This window comes from Streptomyces sp. AM 4-1-1 (assembly GCF_029167625.1).
GTDB lineage: Bacteria > Actinomycetota > Actinomycetes > Streptomycetales > Streptomycetaceae > Streptomyces.
This window is the reverse complement of sequence record NZ_CP119145.1, coordinates 6,328,978-6,348,716: the sequence shown is the minus strand read 5'-3', so window position 1 is coordinate 6,348,716 and position 19,739 is coordinate 6,328,978. Positions and strand designations below refer to the sequence as shown.

The window sequence follows — 19,739 nt, the reverse complement described above, 5'->3', positions numbered from 1 at the left end:
TACGCCCGTCGGCCGTGGTCAGGGATTGAGGAGGGTCTTGATCATGCCGTCCTCCTTGGCCTGGAACATCGCGTACGCCTTCGGCCCCTCCTCCAGCCGCATGGTGTGGGTGGCGAAGCCGTCGACGCCAAGCGGATCGTCGTCGACGAGGAGCGGAAGGATGTCGCCGACCCACCGGTGGACGTTGGCCTGTCCCATCCGCAGCTGGATCTGCTTGTCGAACATCATGAGCAGCGGCATCGGGTCGACCGCTCCTCCGTACACCCCGGACAGGGAGACGGTGCCGCCCCGGCGGACCAGGTCCAGCGCGGTGTGCAGGGCGGTGAGCCGGTCGACCCCGGCATGCTCGGTCAGCGTCTGAGCGAGCCCGTCGGGCAGCAGACCCGCCGCCCACTGGGCGGCCTTGCCGAACGGCGCTCCGTGCGCCTCCATGCCGACGGCGTCGATGACGGCGTCGGTGCCCCGGCCGTCGGTGAGGTCGCGGACCGCGGCCGGCAGATGCTTCCCGTACTGCCGCAGGTCGAACACCTGCACACCGTGTGCGGCCGTCCTCGCCAGCCGCTCCGGCACCAGGTCGACACCGATCACCAGTCCGGCTCCGCGGTGCTGGGCGATCCGGGTCGCCATGTCGCCGATGGGGCCGAGGCCGAGGACCGTGACGCTGCCGCCCTCCGGGATCGCGGCGTAGTCGACGGCCTGCCAGGCGGTCGGGAGCACGTCCGACAGATAGACGAAACGGTCGTCGGCCGGGCCGTCTGGCACCTTGATCGGCAGGGTGTTGCCGAACGGCACCCTGAGGAACTCCGCCTGACCGCCGGGCACCTGCCCGTACAGCTTGGTGTAGCCGAAGAGCGACGCCCCGGTGCCCCGTTCACGCACCTGTGTGGTCTCGCACTGGGAGTGCAGGCCCTGGTCGCACATGAAGCAGTGGCCGCAGGAGACGTTGAACGGGATCACCACGCGGTCCCCCTTCGCCACGGCGGTGACCTCCCGCCCCACCTCCTCCACGATGCCCATCGGCTCGTGGCCGAGGATGTCGCCGGGGTCGAGGTAGGCGCCGAGCACTTCGTACAGATGCAGATCGGAACCGCAGATCCCGGTCGAGGTGATCCGCACGATGATGTCGGTGGGGTCCTCGATCCGCGGGTCGGGCACGGTCTCCACCCGCACGTCGCGTTTGCCCTGCCAGGTCAGTGCGCGCATCGTTTCGCTCCTCGCTGTGGTGTGGTGCTGCACGGCGGCGGGTTTCCCGTCCGGGCCGATGCAAACGGCCCGGACGCCACGGCTCTCCGAGCGGGGACCGACGGAGCACCCCTACCGGCAGGTCAGCGGGTCAGCGGGTCAGCGGGTCAGCGGGTCAGCGGGTCAGCGGGTCAGCGGGTCAGCGCCGGGATGATCTCGGAGCCGTAGGCGTCGATCGTGGCCTCGCGGGCGTCGTGCATGTCGTACAGCGCGAACTGGTCGACGCCGAGGTCACGCAGCGTCCGCAGCTTCTCGATGTGGGCGGCGGCCGGACCCAGCAGACAGAACCGGTCGACGATCTCGTCGGTGACGAAGCCCGTGTCCGGGTTCCCCACGCGGCCGTGGTGGCTGTAGTCGTAGCCGGTGCGTCGCGCGATGTACGAGGTCAGCGCCTCGGGCACCGCCCCGGAGTGCTCCCCGTACCGCGCCACCAGGTCGGCGACGTGGTTGCCGACCATGCCGCCGAACCAGCGGCACTGCTCGCGGGCGTGGTCGAGATCGTCGCCCACATAGCCGGGGGCGGCGACACAGACGGTCACCGAACCGGGGTCGCGGCCCGCCTCGGCCGCCGCCTCGCGTACCGCTCTGATCATCCATCCGGTGAGATACGGGTCGGCGAGCTGGAGGATGACCCCGTCGGCCTTGCGTCCGGCGAGGGCGAGCGCCCGGGGCCCGTAGGCCCCCATCCAGACGGGCAGTCTGCCGTCCTTCACCCAGGGCAGGCGCAGCGGCCGGCCCTCCACCGTCGCCTGCCGTCCCTCGGCGAGGTCGCGGATGACGTCGATGGCCTCGCCGAGCGCGGCCAGCGTGTTCGGGCCGCGCCCGGCGACCCGCATCGCGGAGTCGCCGCGCCCGATCCCGCACACCGTGCGGTTCCCGTACATCTCGTTGAGGGTGGCGAAGGTGGAGGCGGTGACCTCCCAGGCGCGGGTCCCCGGGTTGGTCACCATGGGGCCGACGATCAGACGCTCGGTGTGGTCCAGGATTCGGCTGTGGATCACGAACGGCTCCTGCCAGAGCACCGCCGAGTCGAAGGTCCATCCGTAACGGAAGCCGTTGCGCTCGGCGCGGCGCATCAGCCCGACGACGGCGGACGCGGGCGGGTCGGTCTGGAGGACGAGTCCGAAGTCCATGGTTTCTCCTGGTCCACGTGCTGACAGATCGCCGGGTTGAGTCCGTGGGGGTGTTCCGGTCACCTCGCGTTCCGCTCGTTCCCGGCGGTGACCACCGGCGCTCCCGGCCGCACCGACGCCAGGATATGACGTAAGGCTCACCATCGGTCACCCTCTGTGGCGTCAGCTTGCTCCCGCCGTGATACGAGGTCGCCTCCGACCTCCGTGGGCATCAGTTCGTCTCCGTCCTCCGAGGCGCTCCAGGGCTCCGGCGGGTCGCACGGGCGAAGATCGGTGGCACCGAGAGCAGTACCGCGAGCAGTGCGGCGACCCCTCCCACGGCCCACCGGCCGGTCACAGCTCCGTCGACGTCCCGGAGAGACCCCTCCCGGGGTGCCTGCCGCCCCTGTCGATCGACGATCACCCATATCCGGTCCCCCGGCCGGTGTCCGTCGCACGGACTCAGCCGGTGCGGGATCATCCGGTTCCCCCCGGGCCGCCGCAGCACGCAACTGCTCGGGGCCCTGCCCCTCGTCGGATGCGCCTCGGAAACGACGGACTCGACCCGCTCCGCGTTCCGGGCCAGGGCCTCCGCGCTCAGCGACACGGCGCCGAGGGTCATGGTGATCAGGCAGAGCGACGCCACGACCACCATGACGATCCTGCTGCCGCACGTCAGTCCGGCCGCCACGGCGAGCAAGGCGGTCGTGCCCAGCACGGTCACTGCCACCGGCCATCTCGCACCGCCCCACCACAGCGTGACCACCGTCGTGACACCGCCACCCAGGGCCAGGAACGGTACGGAGACCGCCGTCCCCGACCAGAGCCAGCGCGTGGTCAGCGGATTCGGCGGCCACCGTCGCGCACCGGCCGGTCTGTGCGAGTGAGCCATGGAGTCTCCTGCGGGGTCCGGCGACGCGAGAGGCCCGCGCCGCGCCGGGCGGGTCCGGGCCCGATCCGAAGCGGCCCGGACCTTCGCTCCTGCGAGCCGTATTCTCCGCTCCGGCGGCCTCCTGACACACCCCCTGCGCCCGGCAGCACCCGCCGACCGGAAGGCAGTGGCCTGTTCACCGGGGTCGGTGGCGTATATCAGACCTCGGTTCATACTTCGTCGTCATGTGGCCGCATTCACCCGTTGGATGACGGGAAGGCGCACGAATGAACGTGATCCGGCTCCGAAACACCACGGGAACGACCGGCCGGATCGGACCTCGTCAGAAGGAGTGCTCCATGCTTCGCACCAACAGGAAGATCGCCGCCGCAGCCACCGGAGCCGTCCTGCTCACCGCGGGCGGACTCGGAGCCGTTCCGGCCTCGGCGGCCACTCCCGCGTCCTCGGTGGCGACCTGCCGGACCGCGGACCTCCAGGCATCGCTCCAGGAGCCTCTGGCCGGAGGCATGAACCACGCGGGCTACACGCTCCAGCTGAAGAACACCTCTTCCCACACCTGCGCGCTGCGCGGCTACCCGGGTCTGGCGCTGGAGAACGCGCGGCACGAGGTGCTGTCGACCGATACCAACTGGGGCAGCACCTGGTACGCCAAGGACCCGGGGAAGAAGACCATTTACCTTGAGCCGGGTCGGACCGCGGAGGCCAACCTCGCCTGGACGCACACCAGGAGCAACGCCCGGCACGCGGCCTTCCTCCAGGTCACTCCGCCCGGGGCCACCACGCACCGCACCATCGCCTTCAGCGACTACGTCGACAACGGCCGGCTGGACGTGACCGCGCTCGCCCACGACGTGCCGGTCAACGGCTGATCCGGCGACCACGCGGGCCCGCGGCCCGAACAGGGCGCGGACCCGCGGCCCGAACGGCCGGCGGAACCGGCCACGGCCTCCGTCCGGAACGGGCCGGCCCGGCGGAACCACCGACAACCGGGGCGGACCCGCCCCCTCACCCGGCGTACTGGCAGATCCCCCGTGGCAGATAGGTGCCGTGCCCCGCGTGACCCGCGTAGGCCCGGTTGTCGATCACCGGAACACCACGCGAGAGCACCGTCTCCACCCGTCCCGTCACCCGTCTGCCCTCGTACGCCGAGTAGTCGACGTTCATGTGGTGCGTCCCGGCGGACATGGTCTGCTCGGCGTGCGGGTCGTAGACGACGATGTCGGCGTCGGCCCCCGGCGCGATCGTGCCCTTCCTCGGGTACAGACCGAACATCCGGGCCGGCGCCGCGCACGCGGTCTCGATCCACCGGCGGCGGCTGATGTGACCGTCGACGACCGCTTGGTGAAGCAGGTCCATGCGGTTCTCGACACCGGGCAGGCCGTTCGGGATCTTCGAGAAGTCGCCCCGGCCCAGCTCCTTCTGGCCCTTGAAGCAGAACGGGCAGTGATCCGTGGAGACCACCTGAAGGTCGTTCGTCCGCAGCCCGCGCCAGAGTGCCGCCTGATGCTCCGCCGGCCTCAGCGGTGTGGAGCAGACGTACTTGGCGCCCTCGAAGTCCGGCTCAGCCAAGTTGTCCGCCGACAGGAAGAGGTACTGCGGGCACGTCTCGCCGAACACCGGAAGTCCCTCGTCGCGGGCCCGCGCCAATTCGGCGACGGCCTCCCGCGCCGACACGTGCACCACGTAGAGAGGAGCCCCCGCCACCTGGCTCAGCCGGATCACGCGGTGTGTCGCCTCCGCTTCCAGGAGCGCCTTCCGGACCTCCCCGTGATGGCGCGGGTCCCGCTCACCGCGCGCCAGTGCCTGCTCCGCCAGCACGTCGATGGCGAGACCGTTCTCCGCGTGCGTCATCACCAGCCCGCCGTTCGAGCCGGCGCGCTGCATGGCCCGGAGGATCTGGCCGTCGTCGGAGAGGAAGACCCCCGGGTAGGCGGTGAAGAGCTTGAACGAACTGACGCCGAGCGAGACCAGCTCGTCCATCTCCCTGAGCGAGGACTCGTTCACGTCGGACATGATCATGTGGAAGCCGTAGTCGATCGCGCATCTGCCCTCCGCCTTCTCGTGCCAGGCGTCGAGCCCCGCGCGGAGCGAACCGCCCTTGGGCTGGATGGCGAAGTCGATGACGGTCGTCGTGCCGCCCCAGGCCGCGGCCCGGGTCCCCGTTTCGAAGGTGTCGGAGGCGAAGGTGCCGCCGAACGGCATCTCCATGTGCGTATGGGCGTCGACCCCGCCCGGGATCACGTACTTCCGCGTGGCGTCGATGACGCGGTCGGCGGTCCACCCATGACTGTCATGGGTGGCGAGGGCCACGACACGGCCTCCTTCGACGAGTACGTCGGCGTGGATCTCGTCGGCTGCGGTGATGACGAGGCCGCCCTGGATGAGAGTGCGGTTCATGTACCCCTCCTCGCGATGGCGGAACGGGTCCACGCGCCCAGGACCCGTGCCGGGGGCGTGGTGACGAACGTAGAAGCGGGATGCCCACTGTGGCAATACCGTCGCCGCCGGGCGACAAGGCCACTGGCGTTTCCGGACCGGCGCACCCCACCGGCCCACAACGGACCGCGCGGGCGGCGCCGCCGAATGATCACTGACCCCGAATGATCACGGAAAGGTCACGGGTCTGGTCCAAATGTCGTTCACGGTTCATGAGCCCGTCCCGTACGGGGCGTGGGGCGCTCACCACGGAAGGCGAGTCTTTGGCACGTCACCGGAGCCTCCCCGGTCTCCGGTGGCTCCAACGATCCGTATCGAACCGCTTCGGTCCCGGAGGACCCCGTGTCCCTTTCGCGCTCCGCGCGCACCGCGCTGGCCGCCACCACGGTCGCCGCTGTCGCCCTGCCGCTCGCCGTCACCACCACCGCCCACGCCGACACCTCGCGCACGACGGTCACCGCGTCCTCGTACGCCGGGCTGCCGTCCGGCACCAAGCAGGCGAAGACCCTGGTCATCGGCGTCGACGGCGCCTCGTTCGACACCTTCGCCCGCGCCGACGTGCCGCGTATCAAGCAGCTGATGGCCCAGGGCATGACGGCCCGCAGCAATCTCTTCGCCAACCCCATGGCCCCGACCGTCTCGGGCGCCGGCTGGTCGTCCATCGCGACCGGTGTCTGGCCGGACAAGCACAACGTGAAGGACAACGACTTCACCGCGCCCAACTACGCGCAGTACCCCGACTACGCCACCCGTCTGGAAACCGCCGACCCGGCGACCTCCACGCTGGTCGTCGGCACCTGGAGCCCGATCCCGCAGACCGTGTTCGGCGCGAAGACCGATCTGCGCGTCGCGGGCGGCAGTGACGCGGGCACCACCGCCAAGGCCATGGACTACCTCGCCCACGGCAATCCGGACTCCACCTTCGTCCACCTCGACGACGTGGACGGCGCGGGTCACAGCTCCGGCACGGCCAGTGCCGCCTACCTCAAGGCCCTGAAGGTCGCCGACGGGCAGATCGGGCAGCTGCTCGACGCCGTCGCGTCCCGGCCGGCGTACGCCGGGGAGAACTGGCTCGTCGTCGTCAGCGCCGACCACGGCCACACCCCGACCGGCGGCCACGGCGGCAACACTCCCGGCGAGCGGGGCACCTTCGTGATCGCCCGGGGCAAGGGAATCCCGGCGGGGTCGGTACGCGACGACGTCAAGATCACCGACATCGCGCCGACCGTCCTGCGTCACGAGGGCGTCGCCACCGACCCCGCGTGGAACCTCGACGGCACGGCGCTCGCCGACCTCAAGGGCGACGACTTCGACACGCTGCGCGGTTCACTGCGCGGCCCGGTCGACGAGACGAAGCTCCCCGCCACCACCAGGGGCTGGACGAACACCGCCCCGAAGGGCTGGTCCATCGACAACTCGAAGATGCCGTCCGGCGGGGTCACCGAATGGCGTGGCTGGTCCTTCGCCACCGACGAGTTCTGGACCAACGCGGAGCTGGGCCAGGGCCGTGAGACCAACGTCCGCGCCCGCGACGTCTTCGCGGTCGCCGACTCCGACGAGTGGGACGACAAGGCGCACGGCGCCGGGCAGTTCGACTCGACCCTGGTCGGCCCGGCCCACCCGCTGAACGGCGCCGCGCAGGCCACCGTCTCGTACGCCACGAACTACCGGGTCGACGGCCCGCAGACCGGGGACGTGTACGTCGCGTACGACGGCGGCGCGCCAAAGCTCGTGAAGTCCTACCGGACGAACGTCAACACCGTCGAGCACCTGCGGCTCGACGTCCCGGCGGGCGCCAGGTCGGCGCGGCTGAGCTTCCGCTACACCGGCACCAACAGCGCCTTCTGGACCGTCGACCAGGTCGCCTTCGGTCAGCCCAACCCGCCGTCACAGCTCGCCGTGGCGTCCCTGAAGGCCGACACCAAGTTGCTCGGCAGACCCGGTTCCACCGCGGCCTGGAAGGTCGACGCCCGGGGTGTCGTGAAGACCGCGCAGGGCAAGCCGGTGCGCGGCGCCGAGGTGACGGCCCGGCTGGTCTCGGGCGACAAGGTCCAGAAGCTGACCGGCATCACGAAGAAGGACGGCTCGGTCCGCTTCAGGGCCACCGTCCGCAAGGGTGTCGGCAGCGCGACACTGACCCTCACCGACGTGCGGTACCGGCAGCTCGCGTACTACGGCGAGCTGGACCCGGTCCGCGCCCTCACCCTCACCCGCCCCACCGGCCACCGGGGCTGACCGGAACGGAGCCGGGCCCGCGCGGAAGCGGGCCCGGCTCATCGGCCGTACGGACCGGGGCGGGGGTAAAGACCGGGACGGGGTACAGACCCATACCGCGCCCTCTCCCCCGCTCACCCGCTCGCCCCTCACCCGGTGCGTCACTCACCACGGGCGCCCCTCACCCGGTGCGTCACTCACCACGTGCGCCGCTCACCCGGCCGCGCGCAGCGCCTCGGCCAGGATCTCCGCACCCTCCTCGGCCTCGGCGACCGTGAGCGACAGCGGTGGGGCGATCCGCAGCACGCTGGTGTCGTGCCCGCCGCCCTTGCCGATGAGCAGCCCGCCCTCCCTGGCCGCTTCCAGTACGGCGGTGGCCGCCGCCGGATCGGCCTCCTCCGTGCCGGGTCTGACCAGCTCGACGCCGATCATCAGTCCCCGGCCGCGTACCTCACGTACACCGGACGCGCTCGCGCCGACGGCCCGCAGCCGCTCGATGAGCAGCCCGCCGACCCGCCGGGCGTTGCCCTGGAGGTCGTGCTCCAGCAGGTACGAGAGGTTGGCGGCCCCGGCCGCCATGGTGACCGGGGAACCGCCGAACGTCGAGATGGAGTTGGCGTCGAGGCAGTTCATGACCTCGGCGCGGGCCACGACCCCGCCGATCGACATCCCGTTGCCGATGCCCTTGGCGAAGGTGAGCAGATCCGGCGGGCCGTTCTCCGCGTGCGCCTGCCAGCCCCAGAAGTGGTCCCCGGTGCGGCCCCAACCGGTCTGCACCTCGTCGGAGATCCACAACACCCCGTGCCGGGACAGCACTTCACGGAACGCCGCGTACAGCCCGTCGGGCGGTGAGGTGAACCCGCCCACTCCTTGGACGGGTTCGGCGATCAGCGCGGCCGGCGCGCGGCTGTGACCGAGCAGGTCCTCCAGGTCGGCGACGCACGCCGCGATGAACTCCGCGTCGGTGAGGTGTGCGTACGGGCCCCGGGTGCGGACGCCGCCGTGCACGTACAGCGTCTGGAGCGGCGACAGACTCGTCGGCGACCAGGCGGCGTTGCCGGTGATGGAGACGGCGGAGAACGATCTGCCGTGGTAGCTGTTGCGCATGGCGAGGACCTGGTTGGACCTTCGGTACGCGGTGGCGAGGAGGAGCGCCGTGTCGTTGGCCTCGGTGCCCGAGGTGGTGAAGAAGACCCGGGCGTCGGGGATGCCGGAGAGCGCGGCGATCCGTTCGGCGAGTTCGACCGCCGTCCGGTTGAGGTAGAGCGTCGAGGTGTGGATGATCCGCCCGGCCTGTTCGGCGACCGCTTCGGTCACCTCGGGCAGGGCGTGGGCGGTCATCGTGGTGAGGATGCCGCCGAAGAAGTCGAGGTAGCGGCGGCCTTCCGCGTCCCAGACGTGCCGCCCCTCGCCATGGGTGAGCTCCAGGGGCTGCCGGTAGTAGAGGGCGAGCCAGTCAGGGCTGACGGCCAGATGGCGCTGGTGCAGACCGCTCATGGCTCGATCAGCCCCTCGTACGCGTCGGGGCGTCGGTCCCGGTAGAACGCCCATTGCCGCCGCACCTCGTCGATGAGGCCGAAGTCCAGGTCCCTGACCACCAGTTCCTCCTCCGTGTCGGAGGCCACCTCGCCGACGAACTGCCCGCGCGGGTCGACGAAGTAGCTGCTGCCGTAGAAGTCGTTGTCGCCGTACTCCTCCTGGCCGACCCGGTTGATGGCGGCGACGAAGTACGCGTTGGCGACGGCCGACGCGGGCTGTTCGAGCTGCCAGAGATGGCCGGAGAGACCGCGCGAGGTGGCGGACGGGTTGTACACCAACTGAGCACCGTTGAGCCCGAGTTGGCGCCAACCCTCGGGGAAGTGCCGGTCATAGCAGATGTAGACGCCGACCGCGCCGACGGCGGTGTCGAACACCGGCCATCCCACGTTGCCCGGCCTGAAGTAGTACTTCTCCCAGAACCCCTTGAGCTGCGGGATGTGGTGCTTGCGGTACTTCCCGAGGTACGTGCCGTCGGCGTCGATCACGGCGGCGGTGTTGTAGTGGAGGCCGGGCCGCTCGATCTCGAAGACCGGTACGACCACCACCATGCCGGTCTCCCGGGCCAGGTCCCGCATCCGCCGGACGGTCGGCCCGTCGGGCACCGCCTCGGCCCAGCGGTAGTGCTCGGGCTCCTGCACCTGGCAGAAGTAGGGGGCGTTGAACACCTCCTGGAAGCCGATGACCCGCGCACCCCGGCGAGCGGCCTCACGGGCGTGTTCCTCGTGTTTGGCGATCATGGATTCCGTGTCGCCGGTCCAGGTCGCCTGGACGAGTGCGGCGCGTACGACATGAGACATGAGCTGCTCCTTCGACGCGGCGTCAGAGAGCCTCTACGCGGTTCCACGCACCTGGACGGGGTGCGTAGGAGGAGAACGTAAGCCCCGCCACAGACCGGGGCAAGACCATCGCCGTCGAACCGGCGCGGTGCTCACGATTCCTACCCGAGCGGTCGACACGGCCGCCGCCACCCGGGCGGGCGCGTGGTTCGCCCGGGGCCTGCGCCGGTCATCCGGCCAGCGCCACGGTGTCCGGCTCGGGCGCGCAGCGGGCCAGCAGTTCGTCCATCGAGAGGCCGAGCGCTCCCGCCAGCGCGGCGACGGTGAAGAAGGCCGGGGTCGGGGCCCGGCCCGTCTCGATCTTGCGCAGCGTCTCGGCGGAGATCCCGGCGCGCGCCGCGATCTCGACCATGCTGCGCCCGGCGCGCGCCTCACGCAGCAGCCGTCCGAGCCGCTCGCCGCGACGGTGCTCTTCCGGGGTCAGTGGGGTGCGAACCATGCCGTCATTCTAATACCACCTCGACCGGTATAGTAATTGGCATGGTGCAACTCAAGACGGACACATCCATCGAAGCGATGCGCGAGGCCGGCCGGGTCGTGGCCCGACTGCTCGCCGCAGTACGAAAAGAGGCGAGGACCGGCGTCACACCCCGCGATCTCGACGAGGTCGCGCGAGGCGTCCTGCGCGAGGCGGGCGCGGGTTCACCCTTCCTCGACTACCACCCGGGGTTCGCCCCCACCCCCTTCCCTGCGGTGATCTGCGTGTCGGTCAACGACGCGATCGTGCACGGCGTCCCGGGCGACCGGCGGCTGAGCGACGGCGATCTGGTGAGCGTCGACGCCGGGGCGACCCTGGACGGCTGGGTCGGCGACTCCGCGATCAGCTTCACCGTGGGGCGGGCCCGCCCGGACGACACCCGGCTGATCGACACGGCGTACGCGGCGCTGGAGGCGGGCATCGCGGCGGCGGTGGTCGGCAACCGGATCGGCGACATCTCCCACGCGGTCGGCACGGTCTGCCGGGGCGCGGGTTACGGAATCCCGGAGGGTTTCGGCGGCCACGGCGTGGGCCGGTCGATGCACGAGGACCCGGCCGTCCCCAACGAGGGACGACCGGGACGCGGCATGCCGCTCCGGCACGGAATGGTGCTGGCGATCGAGCCGATGCTGATCGCCGGCGGCCGGGACGCGTTCCACCCGGACCGGGACGGCTGGACACTGCGCGCGTCGGACGGAAGCCGCGCCGCGCACGCCGAGCACACGGTGGCGGTCACCGCCGACGGACCACGCGTCCTCACGGCGCTCTGACCCGGGCGCCGCGAGCGCTCAGTTGTTCCGGAGGAACTTCCCGGCGAGGTCTTCCCCGGCGGTGACGGCGGCGGCGTGGTCCTCGATCGGTGACGCCTTCGAGTCCTTGAACAGGATGTAGGTGACGTCGGAGTCGGTGCCCCCGGTCCTCGGGTCGGGGTCGATGCCGAGTGCCTTGGCGGTGGCGTACGACGCCTCGCCGATGATCTTGTCGGGGCCGGTGTCGCCGACGACGGCGTACACGACCTTGTTCTTGTGGATGACGGCGACGACGCCGCCGCCCTTGATGCCGGCGCTCGCGTAGTCCCAGATGCCGCTGGCGCTCGGCACGACGACGTACGGCAGTTTCTCGGCGTTCAGCGGTTTGCCGCCCGAGGTGTGGAACGCGGTGTCGTCCTGGAACCACGGGTCGGTGTCCTTGTTGCAGGCCGCGGTGACCTGGCCGTCGCAGTCGACGTCCAGGTCGGCCTTCCAGAACACCGCGCCGTTCTTGCCGCACACCGGCACGGTCGCCGGGGCCTCCCGGTCCGTGCGGTACTTGCCGTCGGAGATCTGCGAACAGGACGACACCCTGGCGAGCAGGGCGGCCGCGCCGACCGATCCCTCCTGGACTCCGGCGGCGGTCCGAGCGGCGGTCTCCGCGTCGGCGGGGAGGGCGGCGGTGGCGAGCAGGGCCGCTCCGAAGGCGGCGGTGAGGGCGAGCGTTCGAGTACGCACGGGGGTTGCCCTTCCATCAGGAAACCTTCCTGTCGAATGGTCAAGATCCCGCTCCGGACCGGCCCCCGTCAAGGCTCCGGGGCTCGCGCACCGCGAATTCACCGCGATGAACGGGCCCCGGACGTACGCTTGTTGACGATCCGTCGTTACTTCTCGCTCGGATGTACGACCATGGCCGAACCGCCGCCGCGGCGGACGGTCTCCGCCGCCGCCAGCCACCGGCCGTCCGGCAGCCGCTCCACGCCTGTCGCCGCCCCGATCTCCGGGTTCAGCCTGAAGACATGCCCCAGCGCCTCCAGCCGGCCGCGCGACGGGCTGTTCCACAGCGCCGGCTCGATCTCCGTCGTGGGCGAGTTGCGCTGGCTGGCGCGCGGCGCCGCGATGGCGTCGACCAGCGGCAGCCCCCGGTCGATCCGGCCGGTCAGCGACTGGAGCACGGTCGTGATGATGGTCGCGCCGCCCGGTGACCCCAGGGCCAGCACCGGCTTGCCGTGCCTCAGCACGATGGTCGGCGAGATCGACGACCTCGGCCGCTTCCCCGGACCCGGCAGATTCGGGTCGTGCACCGCCGGATTCGCGGGGGCGAACGAGAAGTCGGTCAGCTCGTTGTTGAGCAGGAAGCCGCGCCCCGGCACGGTGATGCCGCTGCCTCCGGTCTGCTCGATGGTCAGCGTGTACGCGACGACGTTGCCCCACCTGTCGGCCACCGTCAGATGCGTGGTGTTCTCCCCCTCGTACGTCGTCGGGGTGGCCGTCGTGCCCCGTGCGCACGTCCCGGGCCGACGCGGGTCGCCGGGTGCCAGCGGACTGGTCAGCACCGCGTCGTCCCTGATCAGGCAGGCCCGCGAGGCGGCGAACCGCCTGCTGAGCAGCCCCTGGGTCGGTACGTCCTCGAACGCCGGGTCGCCGACCCACCGGCCCCGGTCGGCGAACGCGATCCTGCTCGCCTCGATGTAGCGGTGCAGGTACTGGGTCTCGCTCGCCCTGGAGAGGTCCGTGGACCCCAGGATGTTGAGGGCTTCACCGACGCTCGTACCGCCGGACGACGAGGGGGCCATGCCGTACACGTCCAGGCCCCGGTAGCCGACCTTCGTGGGTGTCCGCCGCAGCGCCCGGTAGGACCGCAGGTCGGCGGCGGTCAGCTTGCCGGGCCGCACCACGCGCGCCGAGCCGGGGGCGACCGGGGGTTTGCGCACGGTCCGCACGATGTCGTCGGCCAGCTCTCCCCGGTAGAGCGCACCCATCCCCTCACGCCCCAGCGTCTCGTACGTCCGGGCCAGGTCCGGGTTCTTCAGGACGGAGCCGACCGCGGGCGGCGCGCCGCCCGGCAGGAACAGCTCGGCGGTGGCCGGGAAGTCGGCGAACCGTGCCTGGTTGTCCGCGGTCTGCGAGCGGAACGTGCTGTCGACGACGAATCCCTCGCGGGCGATCCGCTCGGCCGGTTTCAGCACCTGCCGCAGCGAGCTGCTGCCCCAGGCGTCGAGCGCGGTCTGCCAGGTGGCGGGGGTGCCGGGGGTGCCGACGCCCAGCCCGCTGGTGACGGCGTCGTCGAAGGGGATCGGCTTGCCGTTCTCCAGGAAGAGCGACGGGTCCGCGCCGCGCGGCGCGGTCTCACGGCCGTCGATCGTCCGCACGGTGCCCGTGCGGGCGTCGTAGTAGACGAAGTACCCGCCGCCGCCGAGACCCGCCGAGTACGGCTCGGTCACGCCGAGGGCCGCGGCGGTCGCCACGGCGGCGTCGACGGCGTTGCCGCCGTTGCGCAGCACTTCGACACCGGCCGCCGACGCGTCCGCGTCCACGCTGGAGACCGCTCCCCCGTACCCCACCGCGACGGGGCGCTTGGCGGGTGGGGCGGCCGGTGGAGCGGCGGAGGCCGCCGGGGCGGCGGCCCCGAGCGAGGCCAGGACGGCGAGAACGCCTAAGAACGACACATTCCGCGCGACGGGACGTCGCATGCGCACCTCCAGTGCAGGATCGTCCGCGCAGGGTAACGCCGCCGCGCGCGGTGCGTCAGGACCGCCTCGGACGAGAATCCGTGCGCTTTTCGCCGTACCCGTCCGGACCGGCCGCGCCCGCGGCAGGGTGCCCGGCCGGAGCGGCGCCCCGTCGTGTGGTTTCACGGCGTGGGGCCGCTCCGGCCGGTGAGCCGGCCGGCCCACCCCGGGTGCGGCTCCCGGCAGGCTCTGCCGGTCACGGCACGAGTGATCGACACCGTCGATCCGCTGTGCGCCGAGCACGACCCGACCGGCGTGCAGCTGACCTTCCCCCGGCCTTCGGGAACCTGACGTGCTGTCCGGTCCCCGCTGGCGGGAGGTGATCTCCGGCTGCCGCCGGGCGGGCACTGCTCCTTCAGCTACTGCGCTCCCGGCAGCAGCGTTCCTGGGTCGGCCGGTGCGACACCCACGGCCTCCGTCCTCGGACTGCGCCGCTGCCGCTTGGCCACCCAGGTGGCGAACCAGGAGAGCAGCATGCACATCCCGATGTAGATCGGCGAGATCACCATCACCACGGGGATGAAGGGAAGATCGTAGTCGAGATTCGACGCGATGAGTTTGCCCGCGTGGAGGAATTCCTCGTAGGTGATCAGGTAGCCGAGCGAGGTGTCCTTCAGCGCGACCACCAACTGGCTGATGATGGTGGGCATCATGGCCCGTACCGCCTGAGGGGCCAGTACGTGCGCGGTGACCTGGGTCTTGCGCAGGCCCAGGGCGTAGGCGGCCTCGCGCTGGCCGCGGTCCACGGAGTTGATGCCGGTACGGAACACCTCGGCGAGCACCGAGCCGTTGTAGAGCGTCAGTCCGGTGACCAGCGCGGGCAGCGGCTGGACCTTCAGGGCGACGAACACGAAGAAGATCATCACCAGTACGGGCATGGCGCGGAAGAACTCCACGAGAACCGTCGAGACCAGGCGCAGCGGGCGGTGCGCGGAGAGCCGTCCGACGGCAAGCAGCGCGCCGAGGGCCAGGGAGAGCACGGCGGCGTACGCGAATGCCTTGAGGGTGTTGCCGAGTCCGCGCAGCAGGAGTTCCTGGATGCCCTTGTACTCGAACGGTGCCCACTTCCGGCCCTCGAACTGGCCGGTGTCGACGAGTAGCTGGACGGCCCAGCCGATCAGGCCGAGGATCACGACCGACGCGGCGATCCCGTACAGGAAGTGGCGTCTGCGGGTGAGCGGGCCCGGGATGTCGTACAGCGCGGTCGCGGCGGGCGCCGAGGGTGCGGAGCGGGTCACCGGGCCGTCCCCCAGCGGCGCTCCAGCACGGCGAACAGCCCGCTGATGGTGAGGGTGATGATCAGGTAGCCGAGGGCGATCCAGACGAAGGCCCAGATGATGCTGTAGCCGAGTTCGTTGAGGGTCTTGTAGGTGCCGAGCAGTTCGGTCACGCTGAACGCCCCGGCGATGGCCGAGTTCTTGGCGAGGGCGATGAGTGTCGAGCCGATCGGCGGGACGACCGAGCGGAACGCCTGTGGCAGCACCACGGCGCTGAGGGTCTGTCCGAAGGTCATACCCAGGCTGCGGGCGGCTTCTCCCTGTCCGGTGGGCACGGTGTTGATGCCGGAGCGGACCACCTCGCAGATGAACGCCGAGGTGTAGCAGCCGAGTGCGAGGACCGCGAAGAGCTGGAACGGCAGGACCAGTCCGAAGCGCGGCAGCCCGAGGAGCACGGCGAAGAACAGCAGCGTCAGGGGGGTGTTGCGCAGCACCGTCACCCAGGCCGTGCCGAGTGCCCGGAGCGCCCTGACGGGGGCGACCCGGAAGGCGGCCATCAGGAAGCCGAGGACCATCGCCAGGGCCGAGGCGTAGACGGTGAGTTCGAGGGTGCCGAGGAAGCCCTTGCCGTAGAGCGAGAAGTTGTCGGTGAGTACGTCCATGGTGTGGCCGGCCTCCTCAGTTCGCCGGGTAGCGGTCGATGTGCGGCGGCCTGGGGACGGGCGCTCCGGAGAGCCCCAGGGTGGCCTTGAAGGCCCGCCGCCAGTCGCCGTTCCTCTCATGGGCGGCGAGTGCGTCGTCGAGGGCGAACCGCAGTGCGTCGTCACCGCGTGGGACGCCGATGCCGTACGGCTCCTGGGAGAACGGTTTGCCGACCACCTTCATCTCGTCGGGCGCCTTGGCGGCGAAGCCGAGCAGGATGGCGTCGTCGGTGGTGACGGCGTCGACCTGGTAGGTGAGCAGGTTGTCCACGCAGATCGAGTACGTGTCGTAGGAGACGAGGCGGGCCTTGGGGTAGTCGGCCGCGATGCGCTGGTACGGGGTCGATCCGGCGGCCGAGCAGACCGTCCTGCCCGCCAGGTCCTGCGGGCCCTTGATGTCGTTCTCGTCCGTGCGTACCAACAGCCCCTGGCCCGCGAGGTAGTAGGGTCCGGCGAAACCGACGAGCTTCTTGCGCAGGGCGTTGACGGTGTAGGTGCCGACGTAGTAGTCGATCTGGCCGTTCTGGAGCGCGGTCTCGCGGTTGGCCGACGCGATGGTCCTGAACCGTACGCTCCCCGGCCCGAAGCCGAGCGAGGCCGCCATCATCCTGGCGATCTCGATGTCGAATCCGGAGTAGCCGCCACCGGCCGGGTCCTTCTCGCCGAGGTAGGGCTGGTCCTCCTTGGCGCCGACGACCAGGTGACCACGGCCGCGCGCCGTGCGCCAGGTCGGCGAGTCCGGAAGCCGGAATCCGGTGTCGACCCGGTAGCGCGGCAGTTGGTCGGTCTTCGGGCCCTTCACGGGCGGGCTGCCGTCCTTGCCGCAGCCCGCCGCGAGCGCGGTCGTCAGCAGGCACAGGAGCGCGCCCAGGACTCTTCTCGTACGTGACACGGGACCTCCCGTCAGTGCTTGAGGATCTTGGACAGGAAGTCCTTGGCCCGGTCGCTCTCCGGGGCGGTGAAGAACTCCTCCGGGGTGCGGTCCTCGACGATCCGGCCGTCGGACATGAAGACGACCCGGTTGGCGGCGGACCGGGCGAAGCCCATCTCGTGGGTGACGACGACCATCGTCATGCCGTCCCGGGCGAGCTGCCGCATCACCTCCAGCACCTCGTTGATCATCTCGGGGTCGAGCGCCGACGTGGGCTCGTCGAAGAGGAGGGCCTTCGGGTCCATGGCGAGGGCGCGGGCGATGGCCACCCGCTGCTGCTGGCCGCCGGAGAGCTGGGCGGGGAACTTGTCCGCGTGCTGGGCCAGCCCGACCCGCTCCAGGAGTTCCCGGGAGCGCCGGTCCGCCGCGTCCTTCTTCCGTTTGCGGACCTTGAGCTGGGCGAGCGAGACGTTGGCCAGCACCGTCTTGTGCGCGAACAGGTTGAACGACTGGAAGACCATGCCCACTTCGGCCCTGAGCCGGGCGAGCCCCTTGCCCTCCTCGGGGAGTGGTCTTCCGTCGATGGTGATGCGGCCGGACTCGATCGTCTCAAGTCTGTTGACCGTGCGGCAGAGCGTCGACTTGCCCGAGCCCGACGGGCCGATGACGACCACCACCTCCCCGCGCCCGACGGTGAGATCGATGTCCCGCAGTACGTGCAACTCGCCGTAGAACTTGTTGACGTCCCGCAGCTCGATCAACGGATCGACGGCCATACGCTGCCCTACCCACTCTCAGCTGTGTCGAGGTCAGCGCAAACTATCCAGCCGGGAAAGGGACTTCACGCTCGACACGCACAAATGGGGCATAAGGCATTTAATCTGGGCGAGGCACCTGGGTCATCCTTCGGCCGACTCCGCGTAGACCTGGGACAGCTCGGGGCTGCCCGACATCGCCCAGTCGAGACCGGCCTCGACGACGTCGATCTCCCGGCCGGAGACGAGCCGCACCACGGGCTGACCGCTCGGCCAGATGTGCCAGACAGCGCCCGGGACCGTACGGACCAGAATCGTGCCGAGATAGAGGCCCGCGTCGTTGCCGAGCCACGGCAGTTCCTCGGGGTCCTCGCGCCAGCTCGGCGGCAGCTGGTCCAACGCCGTCAACGAGGCCGGTGTGTCGTCGAGTTCGAGTCCGCGCTGCGCCGCCCGCACCCGGAGCAGTTCACATTCGGAGAGCAGTTCGACGACGCCCTCGGGGTCCGCTTCGACGGCGGCGGCGAGCGCCGCGCCACGCGTACCGTCGTGCCGCTTACGCCAGTTGTCCAGGAAAGGGATGTGCATGCCACTCAGGGTCGCATCCTCTCCGGTGCGCACACCACAGGGCACCCGTCGCGAACCCCCGTGTCGCACCGCACCGGCCTCAAGGACGCCGGAGCCGGACGGGTCCGGCCCGCGGCAGGGCAGGGAGCGGCCGGCCCCGCATCGCACCGGGGGCCGATCCCGCGCCGCACCTGCCCGGCACCGGGGTGGAGGCGGGGGCGGGCCGGAACCCGGTTGCGCGCGCTTCGCCGGTACGCCCGGGTCCGACCCCACACCCCACCGATCCATATATGCGTATTGTCATATATTGACAGGGTTCATTCGCCGCAATGAGAGCTAGGAGCTCGGCATGGGTGAGGAAAGCGCCATGGACAAGATCAAGGGCAAGGCGAAGGAGGCGGCCGGGAAGGCGACGGGCAACGACCGGCTCAAGTCCGAGGGCCGGACCGACCAGGCCAAGTCCAAGGCCAAGGGAGCCGCGGACGACGCCAAGGGCCGCGTCGAGGGCGTCAAGGACTCGCTGAAGAACCGCGACGACTCCTGAGTCCACGGGCGGGGACGGGCGGCCCTCCGGGGGCGCCCGTCCCCGCCCGCTCACCCGTTCGGCGGCCCGGGATCAGAGTTCCAGGTCGACGACGACCGGAGCGTGGTCCGAGGCGCCCTTGCCCTTGCGCTCCTCGCGGTCCACGAAGCTGTCCTTGACCGCCCCCGTGAACGGGGCGTTGCCGTAGACCAGGTCGATCCGCATGCCCCTGTTCTTCGGGAAACGCAGCTCGCGGTAGTCCCAGAAGGTGTACGGGTGGTCGTACTTGAGCGGACGCGGCACCACGTCCGCCAGTCCCTCCGCGCGGAGGGTCGCGAGGGCGGCGCGCTCGGCGGGGGTGACATGGGTGGCACCCTCGAACAGGGCCGGGTCCCACACGTCCTCGTCGGTCGGCGCGACATTGAAGTCACCGAGCACCGCGAACGGCGACGCACCGGCCGCGTCCACGGCGACGGCCTTCTGGAGGGCCGCCAGCCAGCGCAGCTTGTACGCGTAGTGCTCGTGCTCGACCTCACGGCCGTTCGGCACGTACACCGACCAGACCCGGACCGGGCCGCAGGTCGCCGAGATGGCCCGAGGCTCCTCGATCCCGTCGTAGTCGGGCCCGTCGGGCAGGCCGGTGACGACATCGGTGAGGCCGACCCGGGACAGCAGTGCCACGCCGTTCCACCGGCCCGTGGCGTTGACCGCGGACTCGTAGCCCAGCTCGCGCAGCCGGTCGGCCGGGAACTGTTCGGCCGTGCACTTGGTCTCCTGAACGCACAGCACGTCCGTGCCGGTGCGCTCCAGCCAGGCCAGCAGCCTCGGAAGCCGGGCGGTGATCGAATTGACGTTCCAGGTGGCGATGCGCATGGCTC

General features: G+C 70.7%; 19 protein-coding genes. 4 read left to right on the top strand and 15 right to left on the bottom strand.

The window, feature by feature from the left end:
• Positions 1-18: 18 nt before the first annotated feature.
• The 3 genes from PZB75_RS26870 to PZB75_RS26860 all read right to left on the bottom strand — a co-directional run bounded on the left by PZB75_RS26870 (position 19) and on the right by PZB75_RS26860 (position 3,246).
• On the bottom strand, positions 19-1,203 hold the full coding sequence (locus PZB75_RS26870; RefSeq protein WP_275537871.1) for an alcohol dehydrogenase catalytic domain-containing protein: 1,185 nt from the start codon (positions 1,201-1,203) through the stop codon (positions 19-21).
• Between the two features lie 170 nt (positions 1,204-1,373).
• Positions 1,374-2,375: a TIGR03842 family LLM class F420-dependent oxidoreductase gene (locus PZB75_RS26865; RefSeq protein WP_275537870.1), complete on the bottom strand. Its 1,002-nt coding sequence runs from the start codon at positions 2,373-2,375 to the stop codon at positions 1,374-1,376.
• Between the two features lie 211 nt (positions 2,376-2,586).
• Positions 2,587-3,246 carry a hypothetical protein gene (locus PZB75_RS26860; protein WP_275537869.1) on the bottom strand — a complete coding sequence of 220 codons (660 nt, stop codon included), beginning with the start codon at positions 3,244-3,246 and terminating at the stop codon, positions 2,587-2,589.
• 338 nt (positions 3,247-3,584) lie between these two features.
• Here PZB75_RS26860 and PZB75_RS26855 point away from each other — a divergent pair, with 338 nt between their 5' ends.
• Positions 3,585-4,115, top strand: coding sequence for a DUF4232 domain-containing protein (locus tag PZB75_RS26855; RefSeq protein ID WP_275537868.1), 531 nt, complete (start codon positions 3,585-3,587; stop codon positions 4,113-4,115).
• A gap of 136 nt (positions 4,116-4,251) precedes the next feature.
• On the opposite strand, the gene hydA is transcribed toward PZB75_RS26855, so the two are convergent.
• Positions 4,252-5,643 (bottom strand): dihydropyrimidinase, encoded by a 1,392-nt coding sequence (hydA, locus tag PZB75_RS26850; RefSeq protein WP_275537867.1) that lies wholly within the window; start codon positions 5,641-5,643, stop codon positions 4,252-4,254.
• 381 nt (positions 5,644-6,024) lie between these two features.
• Between hydA and PZB75_RS26845 the strand changes: the two genes are divergently transcribed.
• A complete protein-coding gene (locus tag PZB75_RS26845; RefSeq protein ID WP_275537866.1) occupies positions 6,025-7,917 on the top strand; it encodes an alkaline phosphatase family protein in 1,893 nt (630 codons plus the stop codon).
• Positions 7,918-8,109: 192 nt separating this feature from the next.
• Here the strand turns inward: PZB75_RS26845 and PZB75_RS26840 are convergent, their stop codons facing one another.
• The 3 genes from PZB75_RS26840 to PZB75_RS26830 all read right to left on the bottom strand — a co-directional run bounded on the left by PZB75_RS26840 (position 8,110) and on the right by PZB75_RS26830 (position 10,710).
• The gene (locus tag PZB75_RS26840) at positions 8,110-9,393 is read right to left on the bottom strand and encodes an aspartate aminotransferase family protein (protein ID WP_275537865.1); all 1,284 of its coding nucleotides are present in this window, start codon (positions 9,391-9,393) and stop codon (positions 8,110-8,112) included.
• Positions 9,390-10,232: a nitrilase-related carbon-nitrogen hydrolase gene (locus PZB75_RS26835; RefSeq protein ID WP_275537864.1), complete on the bottom strand. Its 843-nt coding sequence runs from the start codon at positions 10,230-10,232 to the stop codon at positions 9,390-9,392. Before PZB75_RS26835 ends, PZB75_RS26840 begins: the two co-directional genes overlap by 4 nt.
• A 208-nt stretch (positions 10,233-10,440) precedes the next feature.
• Positions 10,441-10,710: a helix-turn-helix transcriptional regulator gene (locus PZB75_RS26830; RefSeq protein ID WP_275537863.1), complete on the bottom strand. Its 270-nt coding sequence runs from the start codon at positions 10,708-10,710 to the stop codon at positions 10,441-10,443.
• A 41-nt stretch (positions 10,711-10,751) separates the two neighbouring features.
• Here PZB75_RS26830 and map point away from each other — a divergent pair, with 41 nt between their 5' ends.
• Entirely contained in the window at positions 10,752-11,519 is a 768-nt protein-coding gene (gene map / locus PZB75_RS26825) for a type I methionyl aminopeptidase (protein ID WP_275537862.1), read from the top strand.
• Between the two features lie 18 nt (positions 11,520-11,537).
• Here map and PZB75_RS26820 read toward each other — a convergent pair whose 3' ends face one another.
• The 7 genes from PZB75_RS26820 to PZB75_RS26790 all read right to left on the bottom strand — a co-directional run bounded on the left by PZB75_RS26820 (position 11,538) and on the right by PZB75_RS26790 (position 18,359).
• Positions 11,538-12,236 carry a glycoside hydrolase family 75 protein gene (locus tag PZB75_RS26820; protein WP_275537861.1) on the bottom strand — a complete coding sequence of 233 codons (699 nt, stop codon included), beginning with the start codon at positions 12,234-12,236 and terminating at the stop codon, positions 11,538-11,540.
• Between the two features lie 146 nt (positions 12,237-12,382).
• Positions 12,383-14,191 carry a gamma-glutamyltransferase gene (ggt, locus tag PZB75_RS26815; protein ID WP_275537860.1) on the bottom strand — a complete coding sequence of 603 codons (1,809 nt, stop codon included), beginning with the start codon at positions 14,189-14,191 and terminating at the stop codon, positions 12,383-12,385.
• 398 nt (positions 14,192-14,589) lie between these two features.
• A complete protein-coding gene (locus tag PZB75_RS26810) occupies positions 14,590-15,468 on the bottom strand; it encodes an amino acid ABC transporter permease (RefSeq protein ID WP_275537859.1) in 879 nt (292 codons plus the stop codon).
• Positions 15,465-16,109, bottom strand: a complete 645-nt coding sequence (locus PZB75_RS26805; RefSeq protein WP_275537858.1) for an amino acid ABC transporter permease — start codon at positions 16,107-16,109, stop codon at positions 15,465-15,467. Before PZB75_RS26805 ends, PZB75_RS26810 begins: the two co-directional genes overlap by 4 nt.
• Positions 16,110-16,125: 16 nt before the next feature.
• A complete protein-coding gene (locus PZB75_RS26800; protein WP_275537857.1) occupies positions 16,126-17,040 on the bottom strand; it encodes a glutamate ABC transporter substrate-binding protein in 915 nt (304 codons plus the stop codon).
• A gap of 11 nt (positions 17,041-17,051) precedes the next feature.
• Positions 17,052-17,795, bottom strand: a complete 744-nt coding sequence (locus PZB75_RS26795) for an amino acid ABC transporter ATP-binding protein (RefSeq protein WP_275537856.1) — start codon at positions 17,793-17,795, stop codon at positions 17,052-17,054.
• Between the two features lie 123 nt (positions 17,796-17,918).
• Positions 17,919-18,359, bottom strand: coding sequence for a DUF6278 family protein (locus PZB75_RS26790; protein WP_275537855.1), 441 nt, complete (start codon positions 18,357-18,359; stop codon positions 17,919-17,921).
• A 328-nt stretch (positions 18,360-18,687) separates the two neighbouring features.
• On the opposite strand from PZB75_RS26790, the gene PZB75_RS26785 reads away from it, so the two are divergent.
• Positions 18,688-18,882, top strand: a complete 195-nt coding sequence (locus PZB75_RS26785; protein WP_275537854.1) for a CsbD family protein — start codon at positions 18,688-18,690, stop codon at positions 18,880-18,882.
• A 72-nt stretch (positions 18,883-18,954) separates the two neighbouring features.
• Here PZB75_RS26785 and PZB75_RS26780 read toward each other — a convergent pair whose 3' ends face one another.
• Complete coding sequence (locus tag PZB75_RS26780) at positions 18,955-19,734, bottom strand: exodeoxyribonuclease III (protein WP_275537853.1); 780 nt, start codon at positions 19,732-19,734, stop codon at positions 18,955-18,957.
• Between the last annotated feature and the right edge of the window lie 5 nt (positions 19,735-19,739).